The sequence below is a fragment of the Micromonospora sp. RL09-050-HVF-A genome (assembly GCF_019374995.1).
In the GTDB taxonomy this organism is placed as follows: Bacteria; Actinomycetota; Actinomycetes; order Mycobacteriales; family Micromonosporaceae; genus Micromonospora; species Micromonospora antibiotica.
This window is the reverse complement of sequence record NZ_JAGKQP010000002.1, coordinates 1,362,846-1,378,296: the sequence shown is the minus strand read 5'-3', so window position 1 is coordinate 1,378,296 and position 15,451 is coordinate 1,362,846. Positions and strand designations below refer to the sequence as shown.

Sequence of the window (15,451 nt, the reverse complement as noted above, 5' to 3'; positions counted from 1 at the left end):
CATGACCAGGATCGCCATCGTTGGCATGGCGTGCCGATACCCGGACGCCACCTCGCCCCGAGAACTGTGGGAGAACGCCCTCGCCGGTCGCCGGGCCTTCCGCGCGCTGCCCGACGTCCGTATGCGGTTGGCGGACTACTGGGACGCGGACCCGAGCGCCCCGGACCGGTTCTACGCCCGCACCGCCGCCGTCATCGAGGGGTACGAGTTCGACCGGCTCGCCTACAAGATCGCCGGTAGCACCTACCGCTCCACCGACCTGACCCACTGGCTCGCCCTGGACATGGCCACCAAGGCGTTGGGCGACGCGGGCTTCCCGCTGGGGGAGGGGCTGCCCCGCGACCGCACCGGTGTGGTCGTGGGCAACACCCTCACCGGTGAGTTCGCCCGCGCCAACGTCATGCGGCTGCGCTGGCCGTTCGTCCGTCGTACGGTCGCCACCGCGCTGCAACAGCAGGGCTGGGACGACGACCGGTTGGCGACCTTCCTCGACGGGTTGGAGCAGCGCTACAAGGCGCCCTTCCCGGAGATCGACGAGGACACCCTCGCCGGTGGCCTGTCCAACACCATCGCCGGCCGGATCTGCAACTACTTCGACCTCAACGGCGGCGGGTACACCGTCGACGGCGCCTGTTCCTCGTCGTTGCTGTCGGTCGCCACCGCCTGCCGGGCCCTGCTCGACGGTGACCTCGACGTCGCGGTGGCCGGTGGGGTGGACCTGTCGATCGACCCGTTCGAGATCGTCGGCTTCGCCAAGACCGGCGCGTTGGCCCGCGACGAGATGCGGGTCTACGACCGGCACTCCAACGGCTTCTGGCCGGGGGAGGGGTGCGGGATGGTGGTGCTGATGCGGGAGGCCGACGCGCTCGCCGCCGGCCACCGCAGCTACGCCACCATCGCCGGCTGGGGCATCTCCTCCGACGGTAAGGGCGGCATCACCCGTCCCGAGGTCAACGGCTACCAGCTCGCCCTGCGCCGGGCGTACGAGCGGGCCGGGTTCGGCATCGAGTCGGTGCCGCTGTTCGAGGGGCACGGCACCGGTACGGCGGTCGGGGACGCCACCGAGTTGACCGCCCTGTCGGAGGCCCGCCGGCAGGCCGACCCGACCGCCCCGCCCGCCGTGATCACCTCGATCAAGGGCATGATCGGGCACACCAAGGCGGCTGCCGGGGTGGCCGGCCTGATCAAGGCGGCGCTGGCCGTGCACCACCAGGTGCTGCCGCCCGCGCTCGGCTGCGTCGACCCGCACGAGTTGCTCACCCGCGACGACGCGACGCTGCGGGTGCTGCGGGCGGCCGAACCGTGGCCGGAGGGTCAGCCGGTGCGTGCCGGCATCACCGCGATGGGGTTCGGCGGCATCAACACCCATGTGGTGCTGGAGCGGGCCGGGACGGCCCGTCGGGTCGCCTTCGACACCCGGACGGCCCGCCTCGCCACCTCCGTGCAGGACGTGGAGCTGTTCCTGGTCGACGGGTCCTCGCGGGACGAGCTGCGCGACCGGCTGGGGGAACTGCTCGAGCACGTGCCGACCCTGGCCCAGGGGCAGCTCGCCGACGTGGCGGCCACCCTGCACGACCAGTTGGCCGACCGACCGTACCGGGCGGCGGTGGTGGTTTCCTCGCCCACCGACGCGCAGCAGCGGCTGCGGCGGCTGTGTGAGTTGCTCGACTCCGGCGAGACCCGGCTGGTCGACGGCGACGGGCGCAGCTTCCTCGGCCACGTCGGCGGCGCCGGCCGCATCGGTTACCTCTTCCCCGGTCAGGGTGCCGGCCGCGGGACCAGCGGCGGGGCGCTGCGCCGCCGGCTGACCGAGGTGGACCAGGTGTTCCGCCGGGCCGACCTGCCGGTCACCGGGGACATGGTGGCCACCGCGCTGGCCCAGCCGCGCATCGTCACCGGGTCCCGGGCCGGCCTGGCCGCCCTGGACCTGCTGGGTCTGGACGCGACCGTCGCGGTCGGGCACAGCCTCGGTGAGTTGTCCGCCCTGCACTGGGCCGGCGCGATGGACGACGAGACCCTGCTGCGGGTGACCCGCGCCCGGGGCGCGACGATGACCGAGCACAGCTCCTCCGGGGTGATGGCCAGCGTCAACGCCGGGCCGGAGCGGGTCTCCGCGCTGGTGGCCGGCGTGCCCGTGGTGATCGCCGGGTACAACGGGCCGGAGCAGACGGTGGTGGCCGGCACCGAGGACGCGGTCCGGGCCGCCCTCGACCTGGCCGCCGACGCCGGGATCGGGGCGTCCCTGCTGCGGGTCTCGCACGCCTTCCACTCACCGCTGGTGGCACCGGCGGCGGACGCGTTCGCGGGGCACCTGACCCGGGAGTCCTTCGGCCCGGTCCGCCGCCGGGTGGTCTCCACCGTGACCGGCGAGACCCTGGCCGCCGAGACCGACCTGCGGGGGCTGCTGCACCGCCAGATCACCGACCCGGTGCTGTTCGCGCAGGCGGTGGCGTTGGCCGCCAAGGACATCGACCTGTTCGTGGAGGTCGGTCCGGGGCGCATCCTCAGCGGCCTGGCCGGGGCGATCACCGACGTGCCGGCGGTGGCCCTGGACACCGACGACGAGTCGCTGCGCGGGCTGCTGCGGGTGGCCGCCGCCGCGTTCGTGGTGGGTGCCGCGCACGACTACCCGGCGCTGTTCGACGACCGGCTGCGCCGGCCGCTGCGCATCGGGGCCGAGCAGCACTTCTTCGCCAGCCCCTGCGAGCAGGCACCGCTGGTCGATCTGCCGGAGGCGACCCGGGCGGACCGCCCCGCCCCGACCGACGCCGACGGGCCGGTCGACGGTGAGTCCACGGTGCAGATGCTGCGCCGGCTGGCCGCCGAGCGGGCCGAGTTGCCACTGACCATGGTGCACGGCGAGAGCCGACTCCTGGACGACCTGCACCTCAGCTCGATCACCGTCGGGCAGATCATCAACGAGGCGTCCCGGTTGGTGAACGTGCCGCCGGCCCAGGCCCCCACCAACTTCGCCACCGCCACCGTCGCGGAACTGGCCGTGGCGCTCGACGAACTGTCCGCGACCGGCCAGGCCGGCGACCACGACCGGTCGCCTGCCGTGACCGGCGCGGCGACCTGGACCCGGGCCTTCACCGTCGACCGGGAGCCGGCCGCACCACCGACCCCGGTGGGCGGTGGCGCACCCGGTCGGTGGCAGGTCTTCGCCCCCGACGGTCACCCGCTGGCCGCGCCGCTGCGGCACGCCCTGGAACGGGCCGCCGTCGACTCCGGTGTGCTGGTGTGCCTGCCGGCCGAGTGCACCGAGGAGCACCTCGCGCTGGCCCTGGACGGGGCGAAGCAGGCCCTGGCCGGGCCGGCCGGCACCCGGTTCGTGCTGGTGCAGCGGGGTCGGGGCGCGACCGGGGTGGCCAAGACGTTGCGCCTGGAGGCGCCGCAGCTGCGGGTGACAGTGGTGGACACCCCGGCGGGACCCGGGGCCGTCGAGCGGGTGGTCGCCGAGGTCGGTGCCACCACCGGCTACCAGGAGAGCCACTACGACGACGCGGGTACGCGCCAGCTGCCCGTGCTGCGGGCCCTGCCGGTACGCGCCGCGCAGACCCGGCCCGCCCTCGACGACTCCGACGTGCTGCTGGTCACCGGTGGGGGCAAGGGCATCACCGCCGAGTGCGCCCTGGCGGTGGCGGAGCAGACCGGGGCCCGGCTGGGGCTGGTCGGCCGCTCCGATCCGGCCGAGGACACCGAGCTGGCGGACAACCTGCGGCGGATGGCCGCCCGTGGGGTGACCCTGCACTACACCCGGGCCGACGTCACCGACGCCGGGCAGGTCGCCGCCGCGGTGGCCGAGGTGCGGGCGGCGTTGGGTCCGGTGACCGCGGTGCTGCACGGCGCGGGACGCAACGAGCCGGCCGCGCTGACCGCGCTGGACCAGGCGGCGGTCCGGCGGACCTTCGCCCCCAAGCTGGACGGCCTACGGGCGGTGCTCGCCGCGGTCGACCCCGGGCAGCTGCGCCTGCTGGTCACCTTCGGCAGCATCATCGGCCGGGCCGGCCTGCGTGGTGAGGCGCACTACGCCACCGCCAACGACTGGCTGGCCGGCCTCACCGAGGAGACCGGCCGACAGTTCCCCCGATGCCGGGCGCTGTGCCTGGAGTGGTCGGTCTGGTCCGGGGTGGGGATGGGTGAACGGCTGTCGGTGGTGGAGTCGCTCAGCCGGGAGGGGGTCGTCCCGATCAGCCCCGACCAGGGCGTCGAGGTGCTGCTGCGGCTGCTCGCCGACCCGGACGTGCCGCCCGTGGTGGTGGTCAGCGGCCGGGCCGAGGGGATGGACACCCTGCGCTACGACCGTCCGCCGCTGCCGTTGCTGCGGTTCGTGGACAAACCGCTGGCGTACTACCCGGGTGTCGAACTGGTCAGTGAGGTCGAGCTGACCGCCGGCACCGACCGCTACCTCGCCGACCACCTGCTCGACGGCAACCTGCTCTTCCCGGCGGTCTTCGGGATGGAGGCGATGACGCAGGTGGCGGTCGCGGTCACCGGCCGGTCCACGGTGCCGGTCGTCGAGCAGGTGGAGTTCCCCCGGCCGATCGTGGTGCCGCCCGACGGCAGCACCGTCATCCGGGTGGCGGCCACCGTCACCGACGACGCCGTCGTCCAGGTGGCGATCCGCAGCGCCGAGACCGGGTACGCCACCGACCACTTCCGGGCCCGGCTGCGGTTCACCGACACCGCCGTCCCCGACGGCCCGCCCGGACGCACCGACCCGGGCCTGCCGCAGGTGCCGCTGGCACCCGAGCGGGACCTCTACGGCGAGTGGCTGTTCCAGGGTGGCCGGTTCCAACGGCTGCGCGGGTTCCACCGGGCCGCCGCCCGCGACGTGGACGCCGAGGTGGCCGTCGGTGGGGGTGACGCCTGGTTCGCCGGCTTCCTCCCCGACGAGCTGCTGCTCGGCGACCCCGGCACCCGGGACGCGTTCATGCACGGCAACCAGGTCTGCGTACCCGACGCCACCCTGCTGCCGGTGGGCGTGGAGCGGATCTGGCCGGCCGGGGCACGGATGTCGGGCACCGGCACGGTGCGCTGCTGCGCCACCGAACGCAGCCGCGACGGCGACACCTACGTCTACGACATCGCGGTGCGCGACGAGTCCGGGGCGGTCGTCGAACGCTGGGAGGGCCTGCGGTTGCAGGCGGTCCGGCACCGGGGTGGCCGGGGACCGTGGCTGCCGGTGCTGCTCGGCTCGCACCTGGAACGGGGGCTGGGCGACGTGCTCGGTGCCCGGGTCGCGGTCGCCGTGGAACCCGACGGCGCGGCGGACACTCCCCGCCGGGTCCGGACCGCCGTCGCCGTCGGCCGGGCCCTCGGCGCCCGGCACGAGGTGCGTTACCGCCCGGACGGCCGGCCGGAGGTCGACGGTGACCGCGGTGTCTCGGCGGCGCACGGTGCCGGGGTCACCCTCGCGGTCGCGGCGACCGGGACGGTCGGCTGTGACGTCGAGCCGGTGGCCGAGCGGTCGGCGGCGGACTGGGCGGGCCTGCTGGGCGTCCACGCCGGTCTCGCCGCGTTGGTCGCCGGGGACCGCGAGGAGAGCGCGCACACCGCGTCGACCCGGGTGTGGGGCGCGGTGGAGTGCCTGCGCAAGGTCGGCCTGCCGGCGGATTCGCCGCTGACCCTGACGCCTGGCGGCCCCGACGGCTGGGTGGTCCTGGCCTCGGGTGCGCTGCGTGTCGCCACGTTCGCCACGAGCCTGGTGGACATCCCGGAACCGGTGGTGTTCACCGTGCTCACCGACGGGTGGAGTTGATCATGGACAAGTTCTTCGAGTATCCGCACACGGTCGGTTTCGAGGAGACCAACATCGTCGGCAACGTCTACTACGTCAACTACCTGCGCTGGCAGGGACGGTGCCGGGAGATGTTCCTCAAGCAGCACGCCCCGGACGTGCTGGCCGACCTCCAGGACGACCTGAAGCTGTTCACCCTGAAGGTCGACTGCGAGTTCTTCGCCGAGATCACGGCCTTCGACGAGCTGTCGATCCGGATGCGCCTGGTCGACCTGGTGCAGACCCAGCTGGAGTTCAGCTTCGACTACGTACGCCTCGACCCGGGCGGCGGCGAGACACTGGTCGCCCGGGGTCGGCAGCGGGTGGCCTGCATGCGCGGGCCCAACAACCGGACCGCGCCCACCCGGGTGCCGGAGGCGCTGACCCGGGCGCTGGCGCCCTACACGGCCACCGTCCGGGCCCAGTGACGGCGAGGGGACCACGATGGACATCTCTGCGGGCGCTGACGACGCGGTGGTCGACCCGGCCGCGCTGCGGCGGGCCTTCGCCGCCTTCGCCACCGGCGTCACGGTGGTCACCGTCGGGGGACGCACCCCGCACGGGATGACCGCGAACGCCTTCACCTCGGTGTCGCTGGACCCACCGTTGCTGCTGGTCTGCGTGGACCGGGAGGCGGTCATGCACCGTCACCTGGTGGCCGCCGGCAGCTTCGCGGTGTCGGTGCTCGCCGCCGACCAGGAACACGTGGCGCGGCACTTCGCCGACCGCCGCCGGCCGCTCGGCGCCGCCCAGTTCGACGTCGTCGACTGGCGGCCGGGCCGGCTCACCGGAGCGCCGCTGATCACCGGCGCGCTGGCCTCCTTCGAGTGCGCACTGTGGCGCGACTACGAGGGCGGCGACCACACCATCTTCGTCGGCCGGTTGTTGTCGGCCGAGAAACTCCACGAGGAGGACGCGGTGCTGTTCCTGCACGGACGGTTCCGGCAGATCACCCCCATGCCGAGCGGGGTGGTCCGGTGACCACGGTCGCGCCCCGGGTGGTCCCCCGGGGCCCGACCGGGGTGGCGATGCTCGGCACACTGTGGAAGCTGGGCCGCGACCGGCTCGGCCTGATGCGCTCCGCCGCCGAGACCTACGGCGACGCGGTGCGCCTCGGCCCGGGGCGGGGGCTGCACTTCTTCAACCACCCCGACCACGCCAAGCACGTGCTGGCCGACAACAGTCAGAACTACCACAAGGGCATCGGGTTGATGCACGCCCGGCGGGCCCTGGGTGACGGGCTGCTGACCAGCGAGGGCGAGTTGTGGCGGGAGCAGCGTCGGGTGATCCAACCGGTGTTCCAGGCCCGCCGCATCGCCCAGCAGGCCGGAATCGTCGCCGAGGAGGCCGGCCGCCTGGTCGACCGGCTGGAGACGTACGCCGGTGGCGAGCCGGTCGACATGATGCGGGAGATGACCGGGCTCACCCTCGGGGTGCTCGGGCGTACCCTGCTCGACGCCGACCTCAGTGGCTTCCGGTCGCTCGGGGCGGCCTTCGAGTCGATGCAGGACCAGGCCATGTTCGAGATGGCGTCGATGAACATGGTGCCGATGTGGGTGCCGCTGCCGCAGCAGATGCGCTTCCGCCGGGCCCGCCGCGAGCTGGCGGAGATCGTCGACGAGTTGGCGGAGCGGCGGCGTGCCCGGCCCGGCCACGAGGACCACGACGACGCGCTGTCGCGGTTGCTGGCCTCGACCCGCCGGGAGCCGGACCCCGCGGTCGGCCGGCGGCGGCTGCGCGACGAGCTGACCACCCTGCTGCTGGCCGGGCACGAGACCACCGCCAGCACCCTCGGCTGGACCTTCCACCTGCTCGACCGGCACCCGCAGGTGTGGGAGCGGGTACGGGCCGAGGCGCTCGAGGTGCTCGGCGACCGGGCGCCGACCTATGAGGACCTGCCCCGGTTGACGTACACCTCGATGGTGCTCAGCGAGGCGATGCGTCTCTACCCGCCGGTGTGGATGCTGTCCCGCCGGGCGCAGGAGGCCGACGAGGTCGGCGGCTACGCGGTGCCCGCCGGTACCGACGTGCTGATCTGCCCGTACACCCTGCACCGGCACCGGGCCTACTGGGACGAGCCGGACCGGTTCGACCCGGAGCGGTTCTCGCCGTCGGTGTCGGCCGGCCGGCCCCGCTACGCCTACGTGCCGTTCGGCGCCGGCCCCCGGTTCTGCGTCGGCAACCACCTCGGTCTGATGGAGGCGGTCTTCGTGGTGGCCATGGTGAGCCGCCGGTTGCGGCTGCACACCCCGGCCGGGCACCGGGTGGTGCCCGAACCCATGCTGTCGCTGCGCATCCGGGGCGGTCTGCCGATGACGGTGCAGGCCCTGACGTGACCCTCGGGGCACAGCCACGAAGTGCGGTTCAGCAACATCGAATAACCGACACGCAGGCCACACTGGTTACTATTGCGCTGAGCAACTCTCAGGTTGCTCATCGTGCTGGGGGAGGTGCGATGAGTCCCGGATGCGCGGCGACCACCCCGGCCGGTGAGGCCCGAGGTGCCCGCCCTGTCCCAGGAGCCGCCGTCGCACCGACGGGCGGCTGCACCGCCGTCATCGCGAACGCGCCGACGGCCGTCACCCGCCGTGCTGTCCGGCGCCCGCTGTCCGCGGCGGCGTCACCGCCGATACGTTCGGACCGGCCGCTGCCGGGCGGCGCAGTCCCGCCGCTGGCGGCGTCCGGCGGTGGTCACCGGGACCCTGGGGGGACGGATGCGCATCTCAGATCTGGCCAGGATCAGTGGTGTTCCACTTCCGACGATCAAGTTCTACATCCGGGAGCGGCTGCTCCCACCGGGCCGACCCACCGCGCGTAACCAGGCGGAGTACGGCGAGGAGCACCTCGCCCGGCTCCAGCTGATCCGGGTGCTGGCCGGCATCGGGCGGCTGAGTCTGTCCTCGGTCCGTCGGGTGCTGGCCGCCCTCGACGACAAGGGGCTCTCGCTGGGCGCCCAGTGCCGGGCCACGATCTGGGCGCTCTTCCCGGACCAGCCCGAGGAGGACGCCCCGGACGTCGGCCCGGCCCGGGTCCAGGTCGACGACTTCATCGACCGCCTCGGCTGGGAGGTCGACGCCGCCTCACCCGGTCGGGACACCCTCGCCCACGTGCTGACCGCGTTGCAGCGGCTCGACGCCAACTGCGACATCGACGTGTTCAGTGAGCACGCCGAGAGCGCGGCGCGGATCGTGACGCACGAGTTCGGGCACGAGTCGGCGCACTCCGCCACCGCCATGGCGGTCTGGAACGTGCTGTCCGAGGTGGCCTTCGAGGCGATGCGCCGGATGGCGCAGGAGAGCCACCTGGCCCACTGCTGCGCGACCTCCGCCGACCGGGTGGCGGGTGCCTGAGCGGCCACCACCATGGAATGTCGGCACGCTGGAAGACGACAGTGGGTCATCCGGGCCCCAGCCTGAAGAGGCGGCGTGCTGCCGTCCCCCGGCCCGCTGCGGTGCCGGTGTCCGTCGACCGAGGGGGAGATCACCCGACATGTCCAACCAAGCCGTACCCCGCCCTTCCCGATCGGGCCCGCTCGGCCGGCTCAACGGCCCCTACCACCGCACGGCGCTGAACCTGTACATGGTCGTGGTGTTGGCGCACTGGGCCGAGCACCTCGTCCAGGCGTTCCAGATCTGGGTGCTGGGCTGGCCGGTGCCGCAGTCCCGGGGCGTCCTCGGGCTGGCCGTGCCGTGGCTGGTCACCTCGGAGTGGCTGCACTACGGGTACGCCATCGTGATGCTCATCGGGCTGGCCCTGCTGCGCCCCGGTTTCGTCGGTCGTGCGCGTACCTGGTGGACGGTGGCGCTGGCCATCCAGTTCTGGCACCACATCGAGCACCTGTTGCTGCTGCTCCAGGCGCAGACGGGGCACTTCCTGTTCGACCGTCCCGTGCCGACCAGCGTGCTGCAGCTGGTCTTTGCCCGGGTGGAGCTGCACCTGTTCTACAACACGATCGTCTTCCTGCCGATGGTGGTGGCGATGTACCTGCACCTGCGACCCACCCCCGCCGAGCAGGCGACGATGGCCTGCACCTGCGCCCCCCGCTCGGTCAGGGCGCTCACGCCGGCATGACCGCCGCCGGACAGGACGGCCGCCGCCGTGGCTTCGGGCCGCGCGCGGCGGCCGTCGCCGTGGTGCTGGTGACCGTGGTGACCGCGCTGTGGCTGCGTTCGCCGAACCCGCCGGGACCGGCCGAGACGGTCGCCGCCGTCGTGGTGCCTGCGGACGGCAGCCGGTTGCCCACCGGGCCGACCGAGGTGCGGCTGCGCCTGGCGGGAACTCCGGATCCGAACGAGGCGCACGTGTCGTTGACGCCGGCGGACGGCCCGCAGGTGCCCACCGGTGCCTCCCGCCGCGACGGCAGCGACCTGGTGGTGTCGGTGCCGGCCCTGCCGCAGGGCAGCTACACCGTCGCCTACCACGTGTGGCTCACCGACGGCCGGCAGAGCACCGGGCGCAGCGTGTTCGCCGTCGGCGCCGCAACGCTGCTGCCGCCGGCCGCCGTCGTGCCCGAGACCGGACACCAGCACGTCGGCACCGACCCCCTGGACGGTCTGCTGCTGGTGCTGGACCTGGTGCTGCTGATCGCGCTGTCGGTGCTCCTGCTGCGCCGGCCCCGGGTCGCGTCCGACCCGGAGGAGCCCCAGGACCGCTGATCCGCCGCCTGGCGTCCGGGCCCGCTGGTGGTCCCGGGCGTCGGGTGGTCCACCGTGCGGGCCCCTCGAACCCCTGTGGTCCGGCGCGTGTGGTCCGGCCGGCCGGTGGTCACCTCGACCGCCCGTGGTCCCGGCCCGGCGCGACCGGGGTCGAACCGCCGGGCCGTGCCCGGCCGACCGTGACCCGTCCGGCGGGGCCCGGCCTGTGCGGCGGGGCCCGGCCTGTGCGGCGGGCCCGGCCTGTGCGGCGGGGCCCGGCCTGTGCGGCGGCGCCCGGTCTGGCCCGACTCGGCCCGGTTCGACCGGCTGACACGGCGATGCGGCGCATCCCACCTTTCGTGGGATGCGCCGCTGGCTCCGGTCGGTTCGCGGTCCGACCCGCCGTCAGGCCGCTTCGACCCGGTAGCCGACCTGGTCCAGCGCCATCCGGCGGATGTCGAGCAGGGCGAGCAGCACCGGCGGGTCGATGGACCGGGCCGGCTTGAGGCCCATCTCGATCGGGGGTACGGCCTGGTCACGCCGGACGATGATCGGTCCGTGCGAGCCGACGAAGATGTCCTCGGGGTCCAGGTCGTGGGCGTCTGTGGGGGAGCCGTCGGTGCGTACCGACTGGACGAGCAGGTACCAGTGTCCCTCGGGGACCGTCTCCAGCTCGAACGCGCCCGCGCCGTTGAGCACCGCACAGCGGACGGGTCGGCCCTCGGGCAGCGGGTCGGGGAAGAGCCCGACGAAGACGAAACCGAGGTCCTCGTCGTCCGGTCCGGTGACGGTCCCCCGTACCGTCGAGGTGCGTCCGGCCGAGCCGCCCCTGGTCTCGTCCTGCGGAATGCGCGTGCTGAAGCCCCGGTAGCGCCGGTAGGCGGTGGGGGACATGCCGACGCTGCGGGTGAAACGTGAGCTGAAGGTGCCGACACTGTTGTAGCCGACCCGCAGGCTGATGTCGGCGACGTTCAGGGTGGTGGAGACGAGCAGGTGCTTCGCCTCCTGGAGGCGGATGGCGGAGAGGAAGCGTCCGGGCGAGACGCCGGTGACCCGGCGGAAGATCCTTGAGAAGTGGAACTTGCTGAACATTGCGGCACGGGCCATGTCGTCGATGGTGAGCGGCTCGGCGATGTTGTCCCGCATCGTGACGATGGCCCGCTCCACCGCCCGTTCAATGACGTCTTCCACGGTCTCCCCCAGGTGTTCGATTCGTCGGTCGGTGGCATCCCCGGGCACAGTTGTGGCGACTGCGTGCCTACGGTGTCTATGCCGGCTGATTGACGGAGCGTTAAATCTCGATCAATGCATAAACGCGGATGCGGCCGTCGAAATTGCCTTGGCCGTCGGGGCCGTGTTGATGCTAGCGCGACCAAAGATAGGCGGCAATGAGCGCCGATGCCGGCGGTATGGATAGCCATGCTATCGATCCCGGCCGTATTTGCCAGCGGAGATCCTCGCTATCCGTCCGACCGCCCCCGATGTCGTCCGCGCAGCGTACGGCCATTGTTGGGTTGGGTGTACCGGGCGGGCCGGGGGCGGTGCGAGATGATTCGTCCGATCTGCTGGGTGGGCTGGAGGCGCTCCCAATCGGCAGGCATTAAACCGGCAATAGCCATATTTCGGGGTGTATCGAGGCAGCCGCATCGCGGTCAAGCGGGCGTTCAGGAGAGCAAAGTCAGAGAACTTTGACGCATCGCGATCGGCGAGAGACTCGCTGTGATGGCACGACCGGGCCCCGCTCGTCCGGTCCGTGCCGGCGGGAGAGCACGCTCTGAGAAGACTCCATTGGTCTTCTGGCTGACGATGTTCGTGGCCCCCGAAAGGGCTCCAGTCATCTGATGGGCGGTTAATCCGTTGGTTATTCACCCCGCCGCGGAGGGTGGTAATCATCAGTATCCCCGCCCCGGTCGGTGGCACTTCCGAGTGACCAGTCAACGGGCGAACGACGCGCCCACTAAAACGTAGGGGGACTGTTGCCGTCTCAATCTGCCGGCTTCCTTCGCCGCGCAACTCCCGCAGCCTTTGTGCTCGTTCTGCTGAGCATTCTCTTCGTCGTGGCACAGCGCCCTGCGGCGTCCGCTGCCGAGCGGTCGGAGCTGGCCGCACGGTTCCAGTTCGCCGAGCTGCCGATCGCGCTGCCACCCGCACCCGCCGCCCGCCAGGTCCGCGAGGTCAATCCGGAGTACGAGCACATCAAGTCCTGGGTGTCCTCGGTCGGGGCCGCGATCGCCCTCAACGACCTGGACGGTAACGGGGTGGCCGACGACCTCTGCCTGGTCGACACCCGTAGCGACACGGCCGTGGTGACTCCGGCACCGGACAGCGGGGCCCGCTACCAGCCCTTCGTCCTCGATCCCCGGCCCCTGCCCACCGACACCACCATGGCTCCGATGGGCTGTGTGCCCGGCGACTACAACCTCGACGGCCGCACCGACCTGCTGGTCTACTACTGGGGTCGGACGCCGGTGCTCTTCCTGCACCGGGCCGCCGCCACCGACCTGCGCCTGGGCAGCTACGCGCCGACCGAGCTGATTCCCACCCAGCCCGGTCCGGCCAACCGCTACCAGGGTGCACTGTGGAACACCAACGCGGTGGCGGTCGCCGACTTCGACGGCGACGGTCGGCCGGACATCGGCGTGTTCAACTACTTCCCCGACACCCAGGTGCTCGATCCGGACGGGCAGCCCAACGTCCAGATGAACGCCTCCATGTCGCACGCCCGCAACTCCGGCGGGGCGCACGTGCTGCGCTGGGACGCGGCCACCGGTGGTGACCAGCCCTCGGTGCGGTACGTCGAGCAGAAGGCGGTCCCCGGCCCGGTCTCCACCGGCTGGACCCTCGGCGCGGCGTCGGCCGACATCGACGGTGACCTGCTGCCCGAGCTGTACCTGGCCAACGACTTCGGCCACGACCACCTGCTGCACAACGTCTCGACCCCGGGCCGGATCAGGTTCGCCCAGACGCAGGGCCGGCGGGGCGCGTTCACCCCGAAGTCGATGGTGCTCGGTCAGGACTCCTTCAAGGGCATGTCGATCGACTTCGGTGACCTCGACAACCGGGGCAGGTTCGACATGTTCGTCAGCAACATCACCAGCTCCTGGGGGCTGGAGGAGAGCAACTTCGTCTGGATGAACAACGCCGGCAGTCCGCAGGACGCGCGGGCCAAGCTCACCCGCGGGGTGGCGCCGTACGACAACAAGGCGTCCAAACTGAACATGGCCTGGACCGGCTGGGGCTGGGACGCCAAGATGGCCGACTTCGACAACAACGGTTCGCTGGAGGTGGTGCAGGCCGACGGGTTCATCAAGGGCACCACCAGCCGGTGGGCCTGGCTCCAGGAGTTGGCGATGTCCAACGACCTGATGCTGCGCAACCCGGCGATGTGGCCGAAGGCGGAGCCGGGCGACGACATCGCCGGTAACGACAAGCTGGCGTTCTGGGTGCGGCAGGGCAAGACGTTCGTCAACCTCAACGCCGAGCTTGGCCTCGACGTGCCCATCCCGACCCGGGGCGTGGCGGTGGCCGACACCAACGCCGACGGGGTGCAGGACTTCGCCGTGGCCCGCCAGTGGGGTCCGCCGGCGTTCTACCGCAACACCGCCGCGTCCCCGGGTGGCTTCCTCGGTCTGCGCCTGCACCGGCCGACGGTGGGTGGCCCGGCCGACGCCCGGACGCCGGCCTACGGCGCCCAGGTCAAGATCCGTACCGCCGACGGGCTCACCCAGGTCGCCCAGCTCGACGGCGGCGGCGGGCACTCGGGCAAGCGCAGCTTCGACGTCTTCTTCGGGCTGGGCTCCGCCGGGGACCGCCCGGTGTCGGCCGAGGTGTGCTGGCGTGACCTGACCGGCGCGACCCACAAGCAGACCCTCTCGCTCACCTCCGGTTGGCACGACCTGATGCTGACCGCCGACGCCCAGGAGATCACCCGATGACTGACGTCAGACAGGAAGGCGTGACCGACGCCGCGGTGCGTACGGTCCCGGGCGGGGTCCGGCCCGTCGATGCGGCGACCCCGCCCACGGCCCGACCGGCGGTGCCCCGGGTGGACGGCAAGGACCCGCGCTATCTGGCGCTGCGCAACTTCGCCATGTCGATGTCGATCTTCAACATCATCGGCTACACCCTGCTCGGTTTCGAGCAGCCGTGGACCTGGCCGTTCTTCGCCCTGCTGGTGGGTTACACCGCCGAGATCGGGATCGAGATGGTGTCGGCGTGGGCCGGCAAGCGGCGACCCGCCTTCAGCGGCAACGGGGTGTGGGGGATGTACACCTTCCTGCTGCCCACCCACATCACCGCGCTGGCGGCGAACATGCTGCTCTACGCCAACGACCGGTTCTGGCCGGTGGCGTTCGCCGTGGTCGTCGCGATCGGGGCGAAGACCGCCCTGCGGGCGCCGGTCAACGGGCGGATGCGGCACTTCATGAACCCGTCGAACTTCGGGATCACGGTGACGCTGCTGGCCTTCTCCTGGGTCAACATCGCGCCGCCCTACCAGTTCACCGAGAACGTGCCGGACGCGATCAGCATCATGGTCCCGCTGGTCATCATCACCGCCGGTACGGTGCTCAACGCCATGCTCACCCGCAAGGTGCTGCTGATCGTCGGTTGGCTCGGCGGTTTCGTCATCCAGGCGGTGGTCCGGGCGTTGGTGCTGGACGTGGCGATCTGGGCCGCGCTGGTGCCGATGACCGGGGTGGCCTTCGTCCTGTTCACCAACTACATGATCACCGACCCGGGTACGACGCCGTCGCGGGGCCGCAACCAGTTCATGTTCGGCTCCGCGGTGGCCGGGGTCTACGGGGTGCTGGTCGCGTTCAACGTGGTCTACACCCTCTTCTTCGCCGTCACCATCGTCTGTGCCGTCCGTGGCCTGATGTGGTGGGGCATCTGGTGGCGTGACCGCAGTCGCGAGCGCGCTCGGGGGTCGGTGCCGGTCAGTCCGGCGGCGCCGGCGCTGGTTCGCTGATCCGGTCCGTGACGACGTGGGGCCGTCCCGCCGGGGCGGCCCCACGTCCGTCCCGGCGGGACGGATCGC

General features: G+C 72.2%; 10 protein-coding genes. 9 read left to right on the top strand and 1 reads right to left on the bottom strand.

Translation table 11 applies throughout. The features are described 5' to 3' along the window. The first annotated feature begins 1 nt into the window (after position 1). The 7 genes from J7462_RS06425 (at position 2) to J7462_RS06395 (ending at position 10,434) form a co-directional block, all read left to right on the top strand. Complete coding sequence (locus tag J7462_RS06425) at positions 2–5,761, top strand: SDR family NAD(P)-dependent oxidoreductase (protein WP_219462633.1); 5,760 nt, start codon at positions 2–4, stop codon at positions 5,759–5,761. A 2-nt stretch (positions 5,762–5,763) separates the two neighbouring features. Further along, positions 5,764–6,207 carry a thioesterase family protein gene (locus J7462_RS06420; protein ID WP_208566627.1) on the top strand — a complete coding sequence of 148 codons (444 nt, stop codon included), beginning with the start codon at positions 5,764–5,766 and terminating at the stop codon, positions 6,205–6,207. Between the two features lie 16 nt (positions 6,208–6,223). After that, on the top strand, positions 6,224–6,760 hold the full coding sequence (locus tag J7462_RS06415; RefSeq protein WP_208566626.1) for a flavin reductase family protein: 537 nt from the start codon (positions 6,224–6,226) through the stop codon (positions 6,758–6,760). Beyond that, complete coding sequence (locus J7462_RS06410) at positions 6,757–8,115, top strand: cytochrome P450 (protein WP_219462630.1); 1,359 nt, start codon at positions 6,757–6,759, stop codon at positions 8,113–8,115. Before J7462_RS06415 ends, J7462_RS06410 begins: the two co-directional genes overlap by 4 nt. Before the next feature lie 378 nt (positions 8,116–8,493). Further along, complete coding sequence (locus J7462_RS06405) at positions 8,494–9,129, top strand: MerR family transcriptional regulator (protein WP_219462629.1); 636 nt, start codon at positions 8,494–8,496, stop codon at positions 9,127–9,129. A gap of 139 nt (positions 9,130–9,268) precedes the next feature. Beyond that, complete coding sequence (locus tag J7462_RS06400; RefSeq protein WP_208566623.1) at positions 9,269–9,850, top strand: hypothetical protein; 582 nt, start codon at positions 9,269–9,271, stop codon at positions 9,848–9,850. Next, positions 9,847–10,434, top strand: a complete 588-nt coding sequence (locus tag J7462_RS06395; RefSeq protein ID WP_219462627.1) for a copper resistance CopC family protein — start codon at positions 9,847–9,849, stop codon at positions 10,432–10,434. The genes J7462_RS06400 and J7462_RS06395 overlap by 4 nt, the downstream gene beginning before the upstream one ends. Positions 10,435–10,818: 384 nt before the next feature. On the opposite strand, the gene J7462_RS06390 is transcribed toward J7462_RS06395, so the two are convergent. Continuing rightward, positions 10,819–11,604 carry a helix-turn-helix domain-containing protein gene (locus J7462_RS06390; protein ID WP_208566621.1) on the bottom strand — a complete coding sequence of 262 codons (786 nt, stop codon included), beginning with the start codon at positions 11,602–11,604 and terminating at the stop codon, positions 10,819–10,821. A gap of 836 nt (positions 11,605–12,440) precedes the next feature. On the opposite strand from J7462_RS06390, the gene J7462_RS06385 reads away from it, so the two are divergent. Both J7462_RS06385 and J7462_RS06380 read left to right on the top strand, forming a co-directional pair. After that, positions 12,441–14,348: a CRTAC1 family protein gene (locus J7462_RS06385; RefSeq protein ID WP_219462625.1), complete on the top strand. Its 1,908-nt coding sequence runs from the start codon at positions 12,441–12,443 to the stop codon at positions 14,346–14,348. Then, positions 14,345–15,382, top strand: a complete 1,038-nt coding sequence (locus J7462_RS06380) for an enediyne biosynthesis protein (protein WP_219462623.1) — start codon at positions 14,345–14,347, stop codon at positions 15,380–15,382. The genes J7462_RS06385 and J7462_RS06380 overlap by 4 nt, the downstream gene beginning before the upstream one ends. The last annotated feature ends 69 nt before the right edge of the window (positions 15,383–15,451 follow it).

What these genes read in the sequence shown, in the direction of transcription:
- J7462_RS06425 (WP_219462633.1), top strand. Translation starts at nt 2, where the DNA reads ATGACCAGGATCGCCATCGTTGGCATGGCGTGCCGATACCCGGACGCC.
- J7462_RS06420 (WP_208566627.1), top strand. Translation starts at nt 5,764, where the DNA reads ATGGACAAGTTCTTCGAGTATCCGCACACGGTCGGTTTCGAGGAGACC.
- J7462_RS06415 (WP_208566626.1), top strand. Translation starts at nt 6,224, where the DNA reads ATGGACATCTCTGCGGGCGCTGACGACGCGGTGGTCGACCCGGCCGCG.
- J7462_RS06405 (WP_219462629.1), top strand. Translation starts at nt 8,494, where the DNA reads ATGCGCATCTCAGATCTGGCCAGGATCAGTGGTGTTCCACTTCCGACG.
- J7462_RS06400 (WP_208566623.1), top strand. Translation starts at nt 9,269, where the DNA reads ATGTCCAACCAAGCCGTACCCCGCCCTTCCCGATCGGGCCCGCTCGGC.
- J7462_RS06395 (WP_219462627.1), top strand. Translation starts at nt 9,847, where the DNA reads ATGACCGCCGCCGGACAGGACGGCCGCCGCCGTGGCTTCGGGCCGCGC.
- J7462_RS06380 (WP_219462623.1), top strand. Translation starts at nt 14,345, where the DNA reads ATGACTGACGTCAGACAGGAAGGCGTGACCGACGCCGCGGTGCGTACG.